13 protein-coding genes and 4 pseudogenes are annotated in these 18,267 nt (G+C 70.1%); 12 read left to right on the top strand and 5 right to left on the bottom strand.

The window, feature by feature from the left end:
• Positions 1 to 137 precede the first annotated feature (137 nt).
• The 3 genes from QF037_RS00860 (at position 138) to QF037_RS00850 (ending at position 1,960) form a co-directional block, all read left to right on the top strand.
• On the top strand, positions 138 to 683 hold the full coding sequence (locus QF037_RS00860; RefSeq protein ID WP_307020820.1) for a hypothetical protein: 546 nt from the start codon (positions 138 to 140) through the stop codon (positions 681 to 683).
• Positions 684 to 950: 267 nt separating this feature from the next.
• Positions 951 to 1,721, top strand: a complete 771-nt coding sequence (locus QF037_RS00855; protein ID WP_307020818.1) for a hypothetical protein — start codon at positions 951 to 953, stop codon at positions 1,719 to 1,721.
• On the top strand, positions 1,718 to 1,960 hold the full coding sequence (locus tag QF037_RS00850) for a hypothetical protein (RefSeq protein ID WP_307020816.1): 243 nt from the start codon (positions 1,718 to 1,720) through the stop codon (positions 1,958 to 1,960). The genes QF037_RS00855 and QF037_RS00850 overlap by 4 nt, the downstream gene beginning before the upstream one ends.
• 624 nt (positions 1,961 to 2,584) lie before the next feature.
• Here QF037_RS00850 and QF037_RS00845 read toward each other — a convergent pair.
• Positions 2,585 to 3,730 carry an FHA domain-containing protein gene (locus QF037_RS00845; RefSeq protein WP_307020814.1) on the bottom strand — a complete coding sequence of 382 codons (1,146 nt, stop codon included), beginning with the start codon at positions 3,728 to 3,730 and terminating at the stop codon, positions 2,585 to 2,587.
• Between the two features lie 190 nt (positions 3,731 to 3,920).
• On the opposite strand from QF037_RS00845, the gene QF037_RS00840 reads away from it, so the two are divergent.
• From QF037_RS00840 to QF037_RS51390, 4 genes and pseudogenes are all read left to right on the top strand, one after another.
• Positions 3,921 to 5,774: a serine/threonine-protein kinase gene (locus QF037_RS00840; protein ID WP_307020812.1), complete on the top strand. Its 1,854-nt coding sequence runs from the start codon at positions 3,921 to 3,923 to the stop codon at positions 5,772 to 5,774.
• A 34-nt stretch (positions 5,775 to 5,808) separates the two neighbouring features.
• Positions 5,809 to 6,621 (top strand): hypothetical protein, encoded by an 813-nt coding sequence (locus tag QF037_RS00835; RefSeq protein WP_307020810.1) that lies wholly within the window; start codon positions 5,809 to 5,811, stop codon positions 6,619 to 6,621.
• A gap of 325 nt (positions 6,622 to 6,946) precedes the next feature.
• A complete protein-coding gene (locus QF037_RS50810; protein WP_444972108.1) occupies positions 6,947 to 7,711 on the top strand; it encodes a zinc finger domain-containing protein in 765 nt (254 codons plus the stop codon).
• Positions 7,669 to 7,818: pseudogene (locus QF037_RS51390) on the top strand (transposase); the annotation flags it as partial. The gene QF037_RS50810 and the pseudogene QF037_RS51390, both read left to right, overlap by 43 nt.
• A gap of 264 nt (positions 7,819 to 8,082) precedes the next feature.
• On the opposite strand, the gene QF037_RS00825 reads toward QF037_RS51390, so the two are convergent.
• Complete coding sequence (locus tag QF037_RS00825) at positions 8,083 to 10,272, bottom strand: WD40/YVTN/BNR-like repeat-containing protein (RefSeq protein ID WP_307020808.1); 2,190 nt, start codon at positions 10,270 to 10,272, stop codon at positions 8,083 to 8,085.
• Positions 10,273 to 10,614: 342 nt separating this feature from the next.
• Between QF037_RS00825 and QF037_RS00820 the strand changes: the two genes are divergently transcribed.
• Complete coding sequence (locus QF037_RS00820) at positions 10,615 to 10,821, top strand: YaaC family protein (protein WP_307020806.1); 207 nt, start codon at positions 10,615 to 10,617, stop codon at positions 10,819 to 10,821.
• Positions 10,822 to 10,937: 116 nt separating this feature from the next.
• On the opposite strand, the pseudogene QF037_RS00815 reads toward QF037_RS00820, so the two are convergent.
• Positions 10,938 to 12,346, bottom strand: a pseudogene (locus tag QF037_RS00815) (IS701 family transposase).
• 446 nt (positions 12,347 to 12,792) lie between these two features.
• On the opposite strand from QF037_RS00815, the gene QF037_RS00810 reads away from it, so the two are divergent.
• The 3 genes from QF037_RS00810 to QF037_RS00800 all read left to right on the top strand — a co-directional run bounded on the left by QF037_RS00810 (position 12,793) and on the right by QF037_RS00800 (position 15,134).
• Positions 12,793 to 13,587, top strand: coding sequence for an SDR family NAD(P)-dependent oxidoreductase (locus tag QF037_RS00810; protein ID WP_307020804.1), 795 nt, complete (start codon positions 12,793 to 12,795; stop codon positions 13,585 to 13,587).
• 70 nt (positions 13,588 to 13,657) lie between these two features.
• Positions 13,658 to 14,539: a helix-turn-helix transcriptional regulator gene (locus tag QF037_RS00805; protein WP_307020802.1), complete on the top strand. Its 882-nt coding sequence runs from the start codon at positions 13,658 to 13,660 to the stop codon at positions 14,537 to 14,539.
• 229 nt (positions 14,540 to 14,768) lie between these two features.
• Positions 14,769 to 15,134, top strand: coding sequence for a helix-turn-helix domain-containing protein (locus QF037_RS00800; RefSeq protein WP_307020800.1), 366 nt, complete (start codon positions 14,769 to 14,771; stop codon positions 15,132 to 15,134).
• A gap of 29 nt (positions 15,135 to 15,163) precedes the next feature.
• Here the strand turns inward: QF037_RS00800 and QF037_RS50805 are convergent.
• Positions 15,164 to 15,640, bottom strand: a pseudogene (locus tag QF037_RS50805) (AAA family ATPase); the annotation flags it as partial.
• A gap of 310 nt (positions 15,641 to 15,950) precedes the next feature.
• Between QF037_RS50805 and QF037_RS00795 the strand changes: the two are divergent.
• Positions 15,951 to 17,136, top strand: a pseudogene (locus QF037_RS00795) (IS3 family transposase).
• Positions 17,137 to 17,312: 176 nt separating this feature from the next.
• On the opposite strand, the gene QF037_RS00790 reads toward QF037_RS00795, so the two are convergent.
• Entirely contained in the window at positions 17,313 to 18,236 is a 924-nt protein-coding gene (locus QF037_RS00790; RefSeq protein ID WP_307020796.1) for an LAETG motif-containing sortase-dependent surface protein, read from the bottom strand.
• Positions 18,237 to 18,267: the final 31 nt, after the last annotated feature.

Here is an 18,267-nt window from a genome sequence, read left to right as displayed (position 1 = left end):
GCGGTACGGCCGGGCCACCCGCGCGAGAGCCCGGCCGCGCTGAGCGAACCGGGCCCTGAAGTGGTCTGTGTGGTGCGGGGTGTTCTCGAATTTCTGCTGCGTCTCGCTGGACTGTAGGTCTGTCATCACCCACACGGGTGGCGTACGACGTAAGCGCGACGGCGCCACGCAAAGCTCCCGTCCCGCCGCTTGTTCGCGCGCCCTCTGCGCACGAGGGCGACCTGCGCCGGCTCGCCTACCAGCTGACGGATGGAGCCGGCCTGCAGCGCGGCCGGCTGACCGGCCTGGTCCTGAAAGGTGAGGACCTCATCGACGCCGACCAGGCGCCCCGGCAGCTCTCACTCGATGACGCCCGCGAAGCCCGCCTCGCCGCCGAGACCGCCGTCGACCTCGTGCGCGACGTGTTCGGCCCGCAGGTGATCGGCCCCGCCGCCGTCTTCCGCCGCGCCTTCAACAGACTGCCGCCGTGCCGATCACGGCGACTGATCAGATGCTCAGGCCGCACCCCTGTGGATAAAGCGTGTGCCGGCAGTGCCTCTGTCGCCCAGTCGTTGGTCGGCCGTATCGATGTCACCGAGCCGGAGCCAGCATCAGGCCTTGCTGCACATCGCGCGATCTCGTCTGGCAGCGTCGGGGCAGTCAAGGTGTGCGCGATCAGAGAGTCGAGACATTCCATTCGTTGATGGCCCCGACCAGCACGCGCCGTCACACTGACCTGGCTCTTCTCCGGTCAGCGCAAGGACTGTCTTGCCGCGCAGGTCGTCGAGGATCCGAACTGAGCACGCCACCTGGCCAAAGAGGCAGCTCTGTCTGGTCCTTGCATGACAACTACGGGTACTGCACATGCACGAGCTGCCTGTTGGGCAGTTGAGGGCCCGTTCACCAGCACGCCCGAACCGCGCCCCGGCGAGCACATCAAGGCGACGGAAATACGCGCCAAGCTGAACGGGATGGCTGCCCGCAAGACCCGCCCGCCCAAGCAGAAGACCCGGCCCCTTGCGCAGCTGCGCAAGGAGTGGAAGGAGAGCGCGATCCGAACGTCCAAGGTGGCCGTCGACGTCATCAACTCCCTCCTCGAGTACGCCCGCGCCGCGGCGGTGGCGATCCGGGCCCGTGTCGCCGCCGTGGTCGACGTCGCCCTGGCGGCCGTCGACGTCGCCGCGACCGTGTTCGTGATGAACGAGGGCGGCCGCTTCCACCGCCGGCACCTGCTCGCCGAAGCCCGACGCCACCTCGCCCTCGTCCTGCGCGGCCGCCGCCGCGACCCCGGCCTGGACGACAGAATCGTGGCCGCCGCCGTCTCCACCCACTGCCTGGACATCAGTGAACCGAAGACCGTGCGCGGCCTGGGGGCCGGCTACCGCCTCTGTGGGACCTGTCCGACCTCCCCGACCGGCGCCGCCCACCCACTCCCGCGCCCGGCCCGGACCGGTAACCCCCGGCCGATCCCGGCGAGCCAGCTGCGCCCCGCGCCCCGGGCCAGGACGCGGGGGAGTGGGAGATACCCCGACTCCCGCTGCAGTACGAGCGGGCCGTCCTCGCCGGTGCGGTGGTGCGGGAGAAGCTGCGCACCACCACCACCGCCGTGCGGGGCCGGGCATACGACGCCGTCGCCCACCAGCAGGCGGCGATGCCCGAGCAGCTGCTCGCACCCCCGGCCGCCGACCTCGAGCACGACGACCAGGAACCGGAGGCAGGACGCCGGGAGGCGATCGACATGACGGCGCTGCGGGCCTTGCGGGAGTCCCGCACGGACGTAGAAGCCCTCGATCTCACGGCCGACCGGCTGCGCCGCCTCCAGGACGCGTTCGCCAAGGCGGCCGACGACTCCCGCGTCCGCGCAGACCGCCACACCGAACAGGACGACGCCGACGTAGTACGCCCGGTGCGCCAGGACGACCAGCAGGCGCACAGTCCGCAGGAGCCCGGAACGCACCGAGGCCGGGAGCCCAGCCACTGAGTGGACCCGATGCCGCGCGCCCGGTGCGGTGTGCACACCGACGATGCGGGTGGGCTCCACTCCACCGAGTGGAGTCCACCGGCGGGAGTGGAGGACACCGTGCTCGACGCCCATCCACTGAGTGGAGCCCACCCGGTGGAGTGGACGACATCGTGCGGGAGTGGACGACATCGCCGGGGACGATGCCGCGCATCCACCCGACGCCCTCAACCGGCCACTGCATCGACTCCACCCGATGCGCACCACTCCCGCGCCGCCGGCCGCACCGGTGCGCACCGCCCACCGAGTGGATGCGCACCGGATGGACGGTGGTGCGCGTCGTGGTGCGCACGGATGGACTCGGTGCGCACCGGGTGGGTGCGCACCCCCGCACCGGTGCGCACCCACCCGCACGGTGGCACGGTCAGCGGTGCAGAGCCACCACGGTCTCCACCAGCGCACGGGCCTGCTCCACTTGCTCATCGCGCAGCGCCTGCAGAGTCCGGACGACGTGGAGTGCGGGTGGTCCTCGCCGAGGTGGTTGTGGAACGGGCACAGCTGCTCATTCACCGAGGAGGCGTGAACACCCCTGCCTCCGCGGCCGTTTCGCTCCTCGGCGGATCACCCATCAGTCGATCGCGGTGGTCAGGCCCGGCGGGTGGGCGCTGCCGCGATGGGCGTCATCGGGGTGTGGGCGGTTTGCGTGCGCCAGGCGTCGGCGAGTTCGGCGGGGAAGCGTCGGCCGCTGCGCGTGAGGACGACGCCGGGTGCGAGTTCGACCTCGTCGCCGGGGCGGAAGGGACGGTCGGTCTGCGGGGGCAGCGCCTCCCAGGGGCCGAACCCGCCGCGCTTGCCGGTGCGGCGCATCCGCGTGCCGTAGGTGCTGATGTCGCGGATCAGGACCGTTCCGTTCCGGGCGGAGACGGCCAGATGCCTGCGGCTGACCTGCTGGGCGACCTGTGGGGACAGCAGGCTGTGCAGGGCGATGCCCGCCGGACCCGGCAGTCGGCCGACGTATGCTTCGGAGCCCTCGTCGAGGGTGTAGCGGGCCACGCAGGTGCCGTCGATGACGGCTTTGAGCTGGGTGGTGCCCAGGCGCGGGCCATCGTTCTCCAAGGGCGTGCCGTGGAGCTCGCAGGTGGGGACGCCGCGCCGCATGCGGGGCAGCAGGATCCGGTCGCCGCGGCGGATGTCGTAGAGGGAGCAGCGGGGCTCCGGACAGCGCCAGCTCTGCATGATCACGTCGGTCAGCGGGGTCCTGGAGGGCCCGAGAAGACCCTGTTTCTTCAGCGCGGACAGTTCCATTTTGCGGGAGATCTCGGCCGCCGAGCGCACGCCCATGTCCATTGCGACGAGGGTGACGGATCCGTCGGGGCGGGCTTCGGGTCTGAGGAACTGCCAGGTGTTGCCCTGGATCCACGGGTGTCCGGCGCGGTGGTCGACGTACTGGTCGCCGGTGATGACCGGGGTCGCGGTCATGCGTGCCAGGTCGAGGACGCGTTCGTCGGCGTCGTCGACCTCCTCGACCAGCCCGTCGGCCACCCAGCCCCGCAGCCGCCGGACCTCGGCCTGGTCGCCGAACTCCCGGTGCCCGCCCAGAAGGCTGCTGTCGGCGACCAAGTAGACGGAGACGTCGGGATCCCTGGTGAGCTCCATAAGGGCCCGCAGGACCAGCCCGAGGCGGCGCAGGGAGCGCGGCCCGCGTGGGCCGATGGAGGTGTCGCGGGCGATGTTGGAGAGCTCCACCAGATAGTCGGCTCGCTCCGCCGACGTGGCCAGGTGATGTTCCATGAACGCCTCGCTGTCCGACGGCAGGGGGTGTCACTGTACGGCCGCCCGTCGGCACCCCGCCATCAGGATGAATCCCGCCAACCTCCCTGATTCCCTTTGGCCTTGGCTGTTTTTACTTGATCTCCACAGATGTGTACCGCTGGCGGCGTCGCGCCACTATGATCACGCCAGTGACGGGAAGGTTGAATCCTTGAACAGTGCTGAAATCGCTGGTGGGTTGAGCCCGCTGGGCCCCGACGACCCGCGCGAGGTGGCCGGTTACCGCCTGCTCGCCCGGATCGGCGAGGGCGGCATGGGATCCGTCTACCTCTCTCGTACGCGCGGCAAACAGCCGGTCGCCCTGAAGGTGATCCGCCGGGAATACGCCCAGGACGAGGAGTTCCGCCGCCGCTTCGAGCAGGAGGCGACCTCCGCCCGCCGGGTGCAGGGCTACCACATCGTCCCCGTCGTCGACCACGACACCACTGGCCCTCAGCCCTGGCTGGCCACCACCTATGTCCCCGGCCTCGCCCTGGACCAGATCCTCACCGGGCACGGAACGCTCCCGCTGCCCGCGGTGCTGCAGCTGACCGGCTGCGCGGCGGAGGCGCTGCACGCGGTGCACAAGGCGGGCGTGATCCACCGCGACATGAAGCCGAGCAACATCCTCATCGGCTCCGAAGGCCCCTGGATCATCGACTTCGGCATCGCCCGGGCCGCCGACGCCACCCAGCTCACCCGCAGCGGCGGGCTCATCGGCACGCCCCAGTTCATGTCACCGGAACACGCCAACGGCGATGATCTCACCCCGGCGACCGATGTCTTCTCGCTCGGCCTGATCGCCGCTGTCGCCGCGACCGGCCGCCACCCCTATGGCGACTCCGGGGCCATCACCCTGGCCACCAAGATCGCCAACACCGAGTTCCGCCCGCCGGATCTGGCGGCGTATCCCGAGCTGCTGCGTACCGTCCTGGAACGGACGCTGGCCGCCGACCCGGCCGCCCGGCCCAGGCCCGCCGAACTGGCCGAACTCTGCCAGGAGTTGAGTGGACGGCCGCTGCGGGACTTCACCGGCTGGCTGCCCGCGCCCGTCGCGGCGGACATCGCCCACCGGGAGAGACTCGCCCGGCAGCAGATCGAGACGGAGCCCGGACCGGACGCCGAGGACGCGGCGGGGGCCGCGACCATGGCTCCTGGTTCCGTGGCGGCGGCCGTGCCTCCCGCTTTCGTGGCGGCGGCGGATACTGCACCGCCGGGTGTTGCGGCGTCCGGCGGGTACACACCCACAGCTGCTTCCCGGCCCGGCGAGCAGCCGCACCATGCCCCGGCGCCCCCGGTGCCGCCCACCGGATCCGCCGCCCCGCCCCCGCAGCAAGCACCGCACCCCTCCGGCCCGCCAACGGTGCCGGCATCAGCCCGCAGCCGGACCGCGCTGAGCGTCGGCGCGGTCGCGCTGGCCGTGGTGGTGGTCGCGGCGGGCGCCTGGATCTTCACCCAGCACAACGACACCGACAAGGACGCCAAGGGCAGCGGCGGCGGGGCGGCCTCGTCGGCGCCCGACGAATCCCAGGCCACCGCCACCGCCACGCCGAGCACCGACGCGTCGCACACAGCGAACGCGGCGTCGAACGACTACACGGAGATCTTCAAGAACAAGCCGCTCACCCTGCGCGCCCAGTTCACCGACACCCGCTTCTCGTACACCACCGTCGATCTGGACGCGCCGAAGATCGACACGAACGCCCTCAGCGAGGGGAAGGGAAACGAGCTGCAGTACGAGGAGTTCGGCGGCAGCCACAGCCTGCGCTTTCTGACGACCATGGGAAAGAGCGCGGGCACCACCCCCGAGGAGTGTGCCGAGGGCGCGGCGGCCAACGCGCTGCCCTCCGAGCTCGACGGCGACGCCCAGGGCGAACTGCTGACCCCGGGCACGGTGCTGTGCACCGTCACCGACGAGGACAACCTCGCGATGCTCAACATCAAGGACGTCGTCGTCCAGAAGGACGACGCGGGCTACAAGGCACGCGACTACGTCACGGAACTGACCCTCTGGAAGGCACCCTGACCCGGCCGCCGGGGAACGAAGCGGAAGGGAATCCGTGTCCCGTCGTACGAACTCGTCCTGCCTGGGCATCGCCGTCAAGGTCTACCTGCAGCTGAACCTGTGGGTTCTGGTCGGCTACGCCCTGGCGCTTCCGGCCACTGTGCCCGACCTGATGGCCGCTCAGAAGCCTCCGCAGGAGGTGCACGGCCTCGACCAGTACGCCGTCCTGTACGGGATTCCCGTCGTGGCCGCCACAGCCGTGACGGCGTTCACGTGCCGGACCCGCCCCTGCCCACCGTGGGTCTTCCTTGCCCGGACGGCGGCCGTTGTCGCCCTGAGTCAGGCGGCCGTCGCCTGGGCCGGGGCCCGGTTCGACTCACCCGACTGGAGCTCGCGCTCCCTGGCCCAGAGCGGGGCGGCCGGCCTCGCCGCTCTCCTCTGCCACCGCGCGGCGCGCTGGTGGGAGGACGGCGGCCTCAACGGCGGCCGGCGCCGCCCGGCCGCGGGCGAGATCTGGCACGCTCTGGTCCCCTTCCGGGCTTCGGACGGCGAACTGCCCCACTACTGCGTGGTCATGAGACCCCGCCTCCGCCACGTCGAGGTGCTGCAGATCACCAGCCAGAACAAGGACGACCGCGCGGACCACATCCGCATCCCCAACGAGGGCTGGGACTTCACCTCCGGCAAGGCCCACTGGGTCGAGATCGGTCTTCTCCCGCGCCGGGTGCCCTACGAGAAGTTCACCGGTGCCCGGCCCAAGGGACGCTGCCCGAAGCCGACGTGGAAGCAGCTCCGCGACCGTCGGCCCGCCCCCATGCCCTCCGGCTCGCCCAGTATGTGGTCACGCATCACCCAGCGCCTTGGGTGAGTCACCGACAACCGCGGGCCTGGCAGTTCCTGGAGGAGATCCGGCTGGCGCTCTGACCGGGAAGGCTCACCGGGGTTGGCGGTGGGAGCGGCTGGGTGCGGCAAGTCCCGTGTCCACGAGGAGAGCAACGCGCATCTCCCTCGTTCCGCTGGCGCTCGCGCACGTGACGGCGGGCGGGGCGCTCCCGGCCGGGCCGCGGGACGTCGTCGCCCAAGGCGAGGACCTGGGGTGTGGATCGCGGGGTGCGGATCGCGGGGTCCCGGCGTAGATCCCGGGCTCGGCCAGTTCGCCGTTGAGGGAGTACAGCCGGTTGCGGGCGGCGGGCATGAACGGGCCCACGCCGCTCAGGAAGGGCTGTGGCTGTACGGCGGTGTGGTCGGTGGCCCTGACGGGTGATCCACCGGCCGGACTGCCGCCGGCGCCCGCGCCGACGTGCATCGCCTCTTCAGCGTCCCGTCAGTTCTCTTCGCTCAGTGTGCCGGGCAAGAAGACCGCGGCCCGGCTGCACCACCAGGTGCCACGCGGCGACTGGTACCGAATGACGTGCCCGCGATGCCACGCCGAACCGGGCAAACTGTGCCACAACGACGATCGCGTCGGCCCCAGCGAGAAGCGACAGCTTCCCCACGACGAACGCCTGCGCCGCGTCCTGCAGAGCGACGACCGCATTGGCCCCGGCGAGAAAGCAGAAGGTCGCCCGCAACGAACGCCAGCAGCAGGCCGTCGACGTCGTGCCCCCGCCGCCTGCCCGGGCCGAACCCAGGCCTCCCCGGCCGCACAGGAGAGAGCAGGAAACACAGGAACCCGCAACCTCGGCGGCGCGGACCTGGCATGCGAGAGAGGTCACTTGCCCAAAGTGCGAGGCCGGCCCGCACTCCCCGTGCGTGCCCCACGGTCCGCACCAGGAGCGGGTGGAGTGGGCGAAGGAGTTCACCCGCAAACTGTGGGGCTGAGGTACCCGCCGCTGCGCCGCCGGGTGAGCGGCTGCACTTTGTTACGCGACAAGAGCCGTCGCGCGAACGGCCGCAGCACACAGCCCACCGCGGCATCGACGCCGGCAAGAAAATCAAGGGCCGCAAACGGCACCTGAGCACCGACACCCTCGGCCTGGTCCTGGCCGTCCTGGTGACCGCCGCGAACGTCCACGAGACTATCGGCGGAAAGCGTCTGCTCGGCGACCTGGCGGCACACCATCCCAGGGTCACCAAGGTCTGGTCCGACGGCGGCTACCAGAACAGCATCTTCAATCACGGTGCCAACTACGGCATCGACGTCGAAGCCGTGCAACGGGCCCGGCCGAGGGCCTTCGGCCGGCTGATGCAGCACCGCCGGCTCGTCGCGGGACATTTTGTTAGCCATCGCCCAGTGGATCACCGTGCGGGATCGCTGGGACAGCGCTTTCCCCTCTGCCTTGGCGGGGCCGCAGGCCGTTGTGGCTGCGGCCCCGCTCGGGTGTGTGGGTCAGGACGGGTCGCCGTACTGGAGGCCGCGTCCGTTGGTGCCGACGTAGACGCGGCCGTAGGTGTCGGGGTCGCCGGTGATGACGCCGACGCTGCCGATGGCGCCCCACTGGTGGGCCTTGTCGTTGACGCGGAGCCAGGTGGCGCCCTTGTCGGTGGAGCGGAAGACGCCGGTGACGTTCTTGACGGTGCCGATCAGGTACAGGGCCTGGTAGTTGGCGCCCGGCTTGGCCTTGCCGAAGCCGAGGGCGGAGGCGGACTGCACCGTCTTGAGCGTGGTGAAGGTACGGCCGCCGTCGGTGGAATGCAGCAGCCCCTTGTCGCCGCCGGCGATCCACAGGTCACCGGCGATGCCGGGGACGGCGGTGAGCTTGCCGCCGGGCAGGTTGCCGGCGCGGGCGGTGAAGGTCGCGCCGCCGTCGGTGCTGGCGTAGAGCGTGCCGCCGGACAGTGAGTAGAAGGTCCTCGCTGAGGAGCGGTCGGCGACGACCACCGCGTCGGTGTCCAGGCCGTTGACCCTGGACCAGCTCGCTCCCTTGTCGGTCGAGCGGTACGGGGCCTGACCGGCCTGGGTCCAGACGATGGCGGAGCCGTCCGCCGCGAACGCGACATGCCCGTCCTGGGCACTGGCCACCGGCTCCGCCTTGAAGCCGTGCCAGCTGCGGCCGCCGTCGGTGGAGTAGGCGCCGTCCTGCGCGCCGCCGCGGCCGACGCGGACCATCAGCGCCGGCTTGGACTGGGCGAAGTCGATGTCGGTGCTGTTGGTCATCAGCGGGTTCTTCAGCCGCCCGGAGGGCACCTTGGTCAGGGAGTCGTGCCGGAAGCCGCCCTGGTCGCCCATGGAGGTGATGACGGTGGCGCCGCCGGGCGGGGCGATCGCGTCCAGCAGCGCGGTCTCCTCCAGCCCTCGGGCGCCCATGCTCCAGTGGCTGGTGCCGCCGCTGTCGGAGGCATTGGCGTCCTTGCTGCGCAGGATGCCGTTGCCGGTGCCGTACAGCACGTGCCCGGAGTTGAAGGGATCGATGGCCAGGGCGGTCATCCAGTGCCCGGTGTGCGTGCCGACGTACGGAGCGGCGGAGGCGTTGCGCACCGACTTGTCGGCCAGTGCCTTCCAGCTCTTGCCGCCGTCGGTGCTGCGGTAGATCTCGTCCTGGGGCCACCAGCGGTCGAGGGTGGTGACCATCACCGTGGACGGCTTGCGCGGGTCGACGGCCAGACCGGAGAACCCGTAACTGCCCTGGGACGGGGAGATGTTGTTCCACGCTCCGCTGCCCGGCGTGTACTTCCACACCGAACCCGCCGTCACGCCGTTGGGTCCGAGGTGGTCGGTGTACGTCAGGTACAGCGAGCCGTCACCGGCGAGCACGCCGTGCTGCGGCAGCTGGCCGGTGGGCTGCCCGGCAACGGCTTGCCAGGTGCCGCCGCCGTCGGTGGAGCGGTACAGGGAGGTGGACCTGTCGCCGACCCCGACGTAGATGGTCTTGCTGCCGGCCGGGCCGTACGTCACGAAGGAGATGCCCGCGCCGCTGCTCGCCCCGTCCTTGACGGGGAACGAGGAGACCTGGCGCCATGTGACGCCGTGGTCGGCGCTGCGCCACAGGCCGTTCTTGCGGGTGCCGAGGAGCAGGTTGGCGTTGTTCGCGGGGTCGACCACCAGCCGCTCGCCCGCCCCGCGGCCGTCCTCGTTGCCGCCCGCCTTGAAGGGCAGGTTGGTGCGCTTGAAGGTGCGGCCCTTGTCGGTGGAGCGCAGGATCGCGCCGTTGCCGGCCCAGTCGTTGGTGTAGGTGCCCGCTCCGAGGTAGAGCCGCTTGGGGTCGACGGGGTCGGTGGCCACCGAGTCGATGCCCAGCAGGTTCCAGTCCTTCTCGCCGATCCAGTCGGTCAACGGGATCCACTGCTCGGCCGCGGTGTCCCAGCGGTAGGCGCCGCCCATGTCGGTACGGGCGTACAGCAGCCCCTTCTCGCGCAGGTTGAACACCAGCCCGGTGACATAACCGCCACCCACCACCTGGGCGTTCTTCCACCTGTACGGCCCGGCCGCGAGCGTGGTCTGCGCACTGCTGGCCTGCGAGTCGTCCTGCGTGAACACGAGGTACGGCACGACGGCGGCGGGCACACCGAGCAGTACAACGGTGGCGGTCCAGCGGCGGCGATGACGCCCGCGGCGCCCGCCGTTCGTGGGGTTGTTCATGGGGGTGAGGTGCTCCTTGCATGCTGTCACTGGAGGAAGCCGGCCACCGGAACTGGCCGGACCCGTTCCCTTGTCGTCGCAGACCCCTCACACGGTTGCCGTGAGCCGGGAACTTTTTCAGGTCACTCCGTGGTGAGGTGGACGTCGACCAACGTTCACGATGGCGTTGGTGCCCTCGACATCGACGGCCTCGGCCAGGCGGCACCATCATCCACGCGCGTTGTCCGCGCGGTCGCGGACGGGATTCGACGGGAATGCAACCAGAGCCGAAGGACTGGCCCACCTGCGGGGCATGACCCGCAGTTACACCGGGACCGGTACTTCCTGCCCGTCCTGCCGCCGATGAAGCGGGAGCTACACCCGCTGATGGCCTGGTGGGCGGTCCTGTACGCGCTGTCCATGCTCTCCCGCTACAAACCCGCGACCCGGGGCACGCTCATCAACGTCGACAGCAGCCAGCACGCGGTCCCGATCAAGCGGCTTCTGGAACGTGCGATCAACCACTTGCCCGTCCTGATCGCGGACGCGATCACCGAGGTGAGAACGTGATCGACCTTCCCGCATGCCGTAGGCGCCCTGGTGGCTGCTGACCGAGCGGTGCCGGTCCTTCCACGGGGTGATCACCGGCTCGACTACCGGTAGTTCGTTAAATGCGGCGGTAGAGGTCAATGCCGTGTCTGTTGGTGACCGCGTGGATCAGGGCCTGGAGCTCGGCGGGTGGGTCTTTGTCCGTCCAGGCTCGCCACCATCGGTTCAGGGTGGTGGCGGGGGTGAGCCATGCGCGGACTGAACGTAATGCCCTGGGCCAGCAGGGCAGTTGGGGTGGGTGGGGTTCGCTTGGTCCCCCTCTCTGGCCGGTCGTCGGGGCACGGGTCCGGTGCGATGGGATCCAGGGGTCCGGATGGGGTGAACCACTGGTCCCAGCAGAAGGAGAAGGCGCAGTTGACCAGGGTCTGGTGGCGGCGGATGGCACGGTCGGAGCGGACTTGGAAGTCGGCCCAGCCGAGTTCGTCCTTGATCTGTTTGTAGCTCTGCTCGATCCAGGGCTGCAGGCCGTAGAGGCGGACGATTTCGGCGAGGTCGGCCGGCGGGTGCGAGCCGGTGGCGGCGTGGGGTGCGTCGGGGTGGGGCAGGTTGGTGGCCAGGTACCAGGTGGCCTTCTCCGGCAGGGCGGCCGGGTCGGTGGTGGCCACGACCAGACGGCAGCGTGAGCCGGGACCGTAGCCACTCAAGTGGGCATCGGCGGCCCACCAGGTCTCGGTGTGCCCGTCACGGAAGTGACGCTCCACGGGTGTCCACTCGCCGGGACGCCTGGCATCGTGCCAGGCCAGGGCGTGGGCTGCTTCGATGGGGGTGTGCGGCTGGTCGGCTCGGGCCCAGGTGCCGCGGTGCGGCTTGAGCGCGACCATATAGGCCAGGCCGGCCTCGCGCAGAGCGAGGTACCAGTCGTCGCTGACGGAGTAGGCGCAGTCGGCAACCACCGCCCGGCAGCCGAAGCCCGCCTCCTTGCCCCGGGCCGCGAGGGCAGCGGACAGTTGCGGTTTCGTACGGAAGGCCGGGTCGGAGCGGCCGCGGGCGAAGTGGTGGGCGGGGGTGTAAGGACTGGCGTGCAGCGGGTAATATACGCGGCCGTCGGTCCATACCGTGGTCACCGTGACGATGCCGTTGTCGGTCTTTCCCAACGGCCCAGCCACTGCCGGCCCACGTTCGCGGTCGCCGTGCCGTCCTTGCGGTCCCCGGAATCGTCGATCACGATCACCCCGCCGTCGTGCGGAGCCGTCGCCGGCTCCTCGCGCAGCAGCTCAAGCCGCCGGTCGTTGACCCGCTCGACCTCCCACGGCGACTCGGACAGGAAGAACTGCAGCCGCTGCACCCCCGGCATGCCCGCCCCGGTCAGCGGCTCCGCCCCCGCCAGGCAGGTGATCGTCTTGTTCCGCTCCCGCGGCGCCAGCAGCCCGGTCAGGTACTCGCGAAACCCTCGCCGCTGGGCCAGGCTGAAGAAGAGGTCGTCGAACCGGGCCGCGTACTCCTCCAACGGCCCCGGCGCGGGCGGACACGGACGGCGAGCGGTCATCTTCAGCCCCCAGCCAGGCAGTTGACTCCTACCACCGGCCTACGACCAACCTGGCCTACCGTCAACCCGCACCACCACCGGATTCAACGAACTACCGGTAAACGGCGCCCGAAGGCAGGATTGAGAGACCCGAGCACAACGGGCTGCTCGGAGCAGTCGCTCCGAGCAGCCCTTGGGGTGAAGCCGCATCTAAGCGGCCGGGCAACTTCGCCAGCCCGAATCCGACCAGGTCATCTTTCAAAAGCGGACGTAACTGCTCTGGCTAAGTGGTTGGCTCCGGAAGTCCTTCGGGGGTTGACATGAGGCCGGTGCGGCGGGTGTCGCATCGTTGGACGTCCAGGGCGGTGTGGTGGAGGCTGTTTCGGCTGCCCGCAGAAGGGGGGTTCTGGGATACCCAGGTTGATCTGGGCCTGGTTGGCCCGAAGGCTGGTGGCGAAGCTGTGGTCATGACCGACAGCAACAGTGATGTGACCGGCTTCCACGACCGTGTCGTCCTGATCACCGGCGGAACCAGCGGGATGGGCCTGGCCGCCTCGCGTCTGCTCCTGGAAGCCGGCGCCCATATCGTCATCACCGGCCGCGACGATGCCCGGCTCGACCGCGCAGCCGAACAATTGGACAAGGCGTCCGACCAGGGTGCCCGTCTGTTCACGGTCCGGGCCGACTCCGCAAGCCTCACCGATCTCGATCGCTTGGCTGCCCTGATCCGTGAACGCCACGGGCGTCTGGACGGGGTGTTTGCCAATGCCGGGGTCGGAGTGTTCCAGCGCAGTGGCGAGGTCACTGAGCAGGACTTCGATCTCAGTGTCGACGTTAACTTCAAGGGGGTGTTCTTCACGGTCCAGAAGGTTCTGCCGCTGCTCTACGCGGCGGGTGGCGGTTCCATCGTGATCAACGCCTCGTGGACGCTGCACCGGGGTCTGGCCGTCGCACCGGTGTATGCGGCCACCAAGGCTGCCGTCCACAATCTGGCCCGCACGCTGGGCAGTGATCTCGCCGAGCGGGGCATCCGGGTTAACTCCATCAGCCCGGGCTACATCGTCACCGAGATGTTCGATGCCGCCAACCCGGACCCTGCCTCGCACGATGCCATCCGTTCCCAGGTGCCGCTGAGGCGGCTCGGGCAGGCCCAGGACGTCGCCGAGGCCGTGGCCTTCCTTCTTTCCCCGCGGTCGTCGTACATCACCGCCCAGGACATCGCCGTCGACGGGGGTCTGGTGACCGCGATCCCCGCCTCCTGACGGCGGTGGGTGGCTGCCTGGCCCCGGCAGGGCCAGGCAGCCACCCATCACGACCAGCGACAATCGTCGTATGAGCACAGCGATCAACCTGGGCGAGTTCCTCCGCACCCGCCGCTCCCTCCTGCATCTCGAAGACGTTGCCCTGCCGGACTTCGGAGGCCAGCGCCGGGTCACGGGCCTGCGCCGCGAGGAGATCGCGCAGCTCGCTGGGGTGAGCGTCGACTACTACACCCGGATGGAACAGGGCCGCGTGCCCAACCCCTCGGGCGCGGTACTCGACGCCCTCGCCCGCGCACTGCGGCTGGACGGGGATGCCACCCGGCACCTGCACCGCCTCGCCCGACCGCAGCCCTCCGCCCGGCACGTTCCCCGGCGCCAGGCCCGGCTGCAACGCGTGCGCCCCATGCTCCAGCGGTTGCTGGACGATCTGGTGGACATGCCGGCGATGGTGATGGGCCGACGCATGGACATACTGGCCTGGAACACAGCAGCGGCCGCCCTCTTCGGCGACTACGCGCCCCTGCACCGAGCCGAGCGCAACATCGCCCGAATCACCTTCCTCGACGAGACGTCCCGGGAACTGTATGCGGACTGGACCTCCTGCGCCCGCGAGAACGTGGCCTACCTCCACTTGGACGCGGGACGGCACCCCGAGGACCCCCGGTTGGCGAGCCTGATCGGCGAACTGTCGATGAAGAGCGAGGACTTCCGTCGCTGGTGGGCCGAGCACCCAGTGCAGGACAAGACCTCGGGAACCAAGCGATTCCACCATCCGGTGGTGGGCGACCTGGAACTGGCCTACGAGACCCTGCGCGCAACGGACGACCCCGATCAGGCCTTGATCACGTATGCCGCCGAGCCGGGCAGCCCATCGCACGACGCCCTGCGGATGTTGTTGGCCTGGGCCACCGAGGCCCCTTCCCCCATGCCGGCCGACGACCGCGCGCGCTGACCTTCGGGGCAGTCCCGGCCTCACCGCCGGCGACCCGCACCTGCGTCAGACACACCATCGGTCATGCCCCGACCAGCAGGTCGACGAATAGAGCCCCGCAGACCGGCAGGCCCGGTCCCGGCGGATATCCGCGCACCCATCCGTGCCGCGTGGCGAACCTCGCTCGCCGAGGCGGGTGCAGCAGACGACAGGGTGGAGTGCTCCACTTCTCCCGATCGGCCCGCCTGTCATGCCCGTTGCCCCGGCCTGCCCGGTAGTCCCGACCGCCACCGAGCCCAAGCGGTTGAAGAAGATGGCCTACGGCCACAAGACCGAGCACCGGCTGCGGGTCCGTGCGCAGATCGTCCTGCACGCGGCACGGGGGCGCTCCAACGCGCGCATCGCCCACGAGACGGGCCTGCACCTGGACACGGTTCGTGCCTGGCGCGGCCGGTTCGCCCACGGCGGGTTACCGGCCGCCTCGGCCAGCAGCCGGCGATGCGCGGTCGGCCGCAGCTCCGGTGCCTGGTCCGCCAGGAGCTGCGTGGCCTGGGCGTCCGTGAGCGGACTGAGGGATACGGAGGTGACTTCGTCGGAGTTGAGCCGTGACCGGTAGCCGTCGCGGGCGGCTCCCACCAGCACCACCGGCTCCGTGCCGACCCTTCGCGCCACGAAGGCAAGGATACTGGCGCTGGCGTCGTCGAGCCACTGGGCATCGTCGACCAGGACCAGCACCGGTGCGGCCGCGGCGGCGTCGGCCAGGAGGTTGAGCACCGCCAGACCGACCAGGAAGACGTCGGGTACACCGGTCTCGGCGTGTCCGAGAGCGGCGTCCAATGCCTGCCGGTCCGATGAGGCGAGGTCGGCGGCTCCTGTGGCGAGTGGCCGCAGGATGAGCTGCAGACCGGCGTAGGGGATGTCGCTCTCGGCTTCGACACCGCTGGTGCGCAGGACCCGGTAGCCGAGTTCCTCGGCGAGGGCGGCGGGTCCGGGTGAGCAGTGCTGTCTTCCCGATGCCGGGCGCCCCCCGGACGAGCACCGCGGCTCCGTGGCTCCGCCAGCAGCCGGCGCAACAGCTGCAGCTGATCGTCCCGACCGATGAGCTCCGCGTTCCCCCCCCATCAGACCGGGTTGCCGGACCCGGTCTGTTCGAGGGTCAGGGTACTGTGCCGCGTCCGACGATCTGAAGAACAGCCCGGGCCGCGACGGCCCCGCTTCCTTACCCGACAGCGCCGCTGCCACCGGCCTGGACGAGCGGTCCGAATACTGAGGCCTTGGGGTGAAGTGGCCGTCATGGCCCAGCGTGAGTCGCGGTGCCATCTCGGCTGCGACCCACTCCATGGCCTCCTCGACGTGTTCAGCCGCGATGGGCAGCCACAGGGTGCAAGCGGTGAGCCCTGCCTCGGCGACGGTGTGGTATGCCCCGGTTCTGATGGAGTCGGGTTGCTGGACAATTGTCGATCCAGCAGCCTTCGGAAGCCGTCCTGCCCGCAGCTATCCGCCCGAGGTCCGCCGCACATCCTCGATCTCGTCGCATCCGGAAAGAAGGTCGTCGAGGTCGCCCGGCTCCTCGGCACAGTGACCAGACGATCTATGTCTGGCGCCGCCAACGCCTCATCGATACGGGGCAGTTGCCCGGTACGAACAGCAGCGACCTGTCCGAGCTCGCTGCGGCTCGCAAGCGCATCGCCGAGTTGGAGGTCGAGTTGGCCATCCACCGCCGTGCTGCTGGGTGAGGTGACGTCCCCAAAAGGCGGTTCGAAGCCATCCGCGTGATGGCCGGTGAGCATCTGCCGGTGCAGCTGGCCTGCCGGGTGCTGCACGTCGCCGAGTCCGGGTACTACGCCGGGCGGGACCGTCCGCCGTCGAACCGCCGGGTCAAGCACGCCTGGCTGACCGAGGCCATCGTGGGCATCCACACCGCCTCCCGCGGCACCTACGGCTCCCGACGGGTGCGCGCCGAGCTCGGTCTGGGCCTGAGCATCCATGTCAGCCACGGCACCGTGGAGCTGCTGATGCAGCGCGCCGGCCTGCACGGCCTGCCCGGCAACCGGTGCCCCCGCGCCAAGCACGTCACCCCGTCCGTCGCCGACCTGGTGGAGCGGAACTTCACCCGCCACGCCCGGGACCAATTGTGCGTCACCGACATCACCGAACACCCCACCTTCGAGGGCAAGGTGTACTGCGCGGTCGTCCTGGACACGTTCTCGCGACGCGTGGTGGGCTGGTCGATCGACGCCTCGCCCACCGCGGCGCTGACCACCAACGCCCTGGCCATGGCCATCGGCAACCGCTCCCCGAGCCCGGGCAGCACCATCATCCACTCCGATCACGGCGTGCAGTTCGGGTCCTGGGCATTCACCGAACGCGCCCGCGCCTCCGGCCTGCTGCCCTCAATGGGCTCCATAGGGGACTGCGTGGACAACGCGATGATGGAGTTCTTCTGGGCCCGGGTCCAGGTCGAATTGCTCAACCGTCGGCGGTGGCGGACACGGATGGAGCTGTCCACCGCCCTCTTCGAATACCTCGAGATCTTCCACAACCGACAGCGCAGGCACTCCGCGCTGGGCATGCTCAGTCCGGTGGAGTACGAACTCCGCACGCCACCGGTAGCGTGAAACCAAGCGACTCGACTCCACCCAACTCGGGGCACTCCCGTACCTCCACCGATCCCGGCGCGGTTCACTCTGTTGTGGCAGCTCCGCCGCCCAGCCTCCTACGCGTCGGATGGAGGGGTGGGTTCGGCGGAGCTGTCGGACGTCCTACGGTGTGACGCCTTGCCCCGCGGCTGTGGTCATGAGCGGCGCGTGCGGCGGGTCGTGTAGATCGCGCCGGCGCCGACGGCGATCACTACGGCGGCGCCGCCGGCTATCAGGCCGACCGGTGCGCTGGAGCCGGTCTCGGCCAGTGGCGGGGTGCTGTCGCTGGGCGAGGGCGTCGGGGTAGTAGGCGGGGTCGACTCCAGCGGAGGGATGTCCGGGGTGGTGGGCGGAGTGGTTTCGGTGGACGGCGTCGTGGGGGTGGCGGGGGGCGTTGTCTCCTGGGCGGGAGGCTGGCTGGTGGGAGGCGTGCTCGGGGTGTCCGGCGTCGATTCCGAGGGCGTCGGGGCGGGGGAGTCGGGCTGATCGGGGGTGCAGGACTTGTCCCCGCCGTTCCACGCGGCGATGAGGTGGTACGGGGTGACGACGTTGTCGGGCTGGTATGGGGCGGGGCCGTGGCCGTCTTCCGTCTTGCCGTCGTAGATGATGTCGTCGCCGTACAGGTCGATCTGCCCGTAGCAGTCGGGCGTTTTCACCGTCAGCTTCTGCCAGGTGTGCTTGCCGCTGTCTGTGTCCGCGACGTCGGCGGCGGTGAGGTACACGGTGGCGTGATCGACGAGGGTCTGGTGGCCGGAGGTGTACCAGTTGGAGCCTTCGGTGGTGTATTCGGCCAGCGACACCGGGTACTTGCAGCCGTCGCCGACCGTCTGTCCCGGGGCCAGGCGCACCTCAACCGTGCCGGGGGCGGCGTCCCACTGGTGGAATCCGCCCTGCGAGGTCCAGTCGGCGCCGACCGGGCGTCCGTCTGCGTCGACGATGCGGTACTGCACGGTGACGGACTGGCAGCCGCCTGCTGTCGCCGCGTTCGCGGAAGCGGCCCCGAGCAGGGGTGTGGCGCAGGCGAGGAAAGCGGTTGCGGCGAGGGCAGCCGAGGTTCTGGAGCGGGGGGAGAGCGTCAAGATCTGCCTCTGTGGAATCAGGAGTGTGGGA

The organism is Streptomyces canus (genome assembly GCF_030815415.1).
GTDB lineage: Bacteria > Actinomycetota > Actinomycetes > Streptomycetales > Streptomycetaceae > Streptomyces > Streptomyces canus_F.
The sequence above is the reverse complement of the archived record's forward strand: the minus strand, read 5'-3'. Positions and strand labels throughout refer to the sequence as shown.

What these genes read in the sequence shown, in the direction of transcription:
- QF037_RS00855 (WP_307020818.1), top strand. Translation starts at nt 951, where the DNA reads ATGGCTGCCCGCAAGACCCGCCCGCCCAAGCAGAAGACCCGGCCCCTT.
- QF037_RS00850 (WP_307020816.1), top strand. Translation starts at nt 1,718, where the DNA reads ATGACGGCGCTGCGGGCCTTGCGGGAGTCCCGCACGGACGTAGAAGCC.
- QF037_RS00845 (WP_307020814.1), bottom strand. Translation starts at nt 3,730, where the DNA reads ATGGAACATCACCTGGCCACGTCGGCGGAGCGAGCCGACTATCTGGTG.
- QF037_RS50810 (WP_444972108.1), top strand. Translation starts at nt 6,947, where the DNA reads ATGAACGGGCCCACGCCGCTCAGGAAGGGCTGTGGCTGTACGGCGGTG.
- QF037_RS00825 (WP_307020808.1), bottom strand. Translation starts at nt 10,272, where the DNA reads ATGAACAACCCCACGAACGGCGGGCGCCGCGGGCGTCATCGCCGCCGC.
- QF037_RS00820 (WP_307020806.1), top strand. Translation starts at nt 10,615, where the DNA reads ATGAAGCGGGAGCTACACCCGCTGATGGCCTGGTGGGCGGTCCTGTAC.
- QF037_RS00810 (WP_307020804.1), top strand. Translation starts at nt 12,793, where the DNA reads ATGACCGACAGCAACAGTGATGTGACCGGCTTCCACGACCGTGTCGTC.
- QF037_RS00805 (WP_307020802.1), top strand. Translation starts at nt 13,658, where the DNA reads ATGAGCACAGCGATCAACCTGGGCGAGTTCCTCCGCACCCGCCGCTCC.
- QF037_RS00800 (WP_307020800.1), top strand. Translation starts at nt 14,769, where the DNA reads ATGCCCGTTGCCCCGGCCTGCCCGGTAGTCCCGACCGCCACCGAGCCC.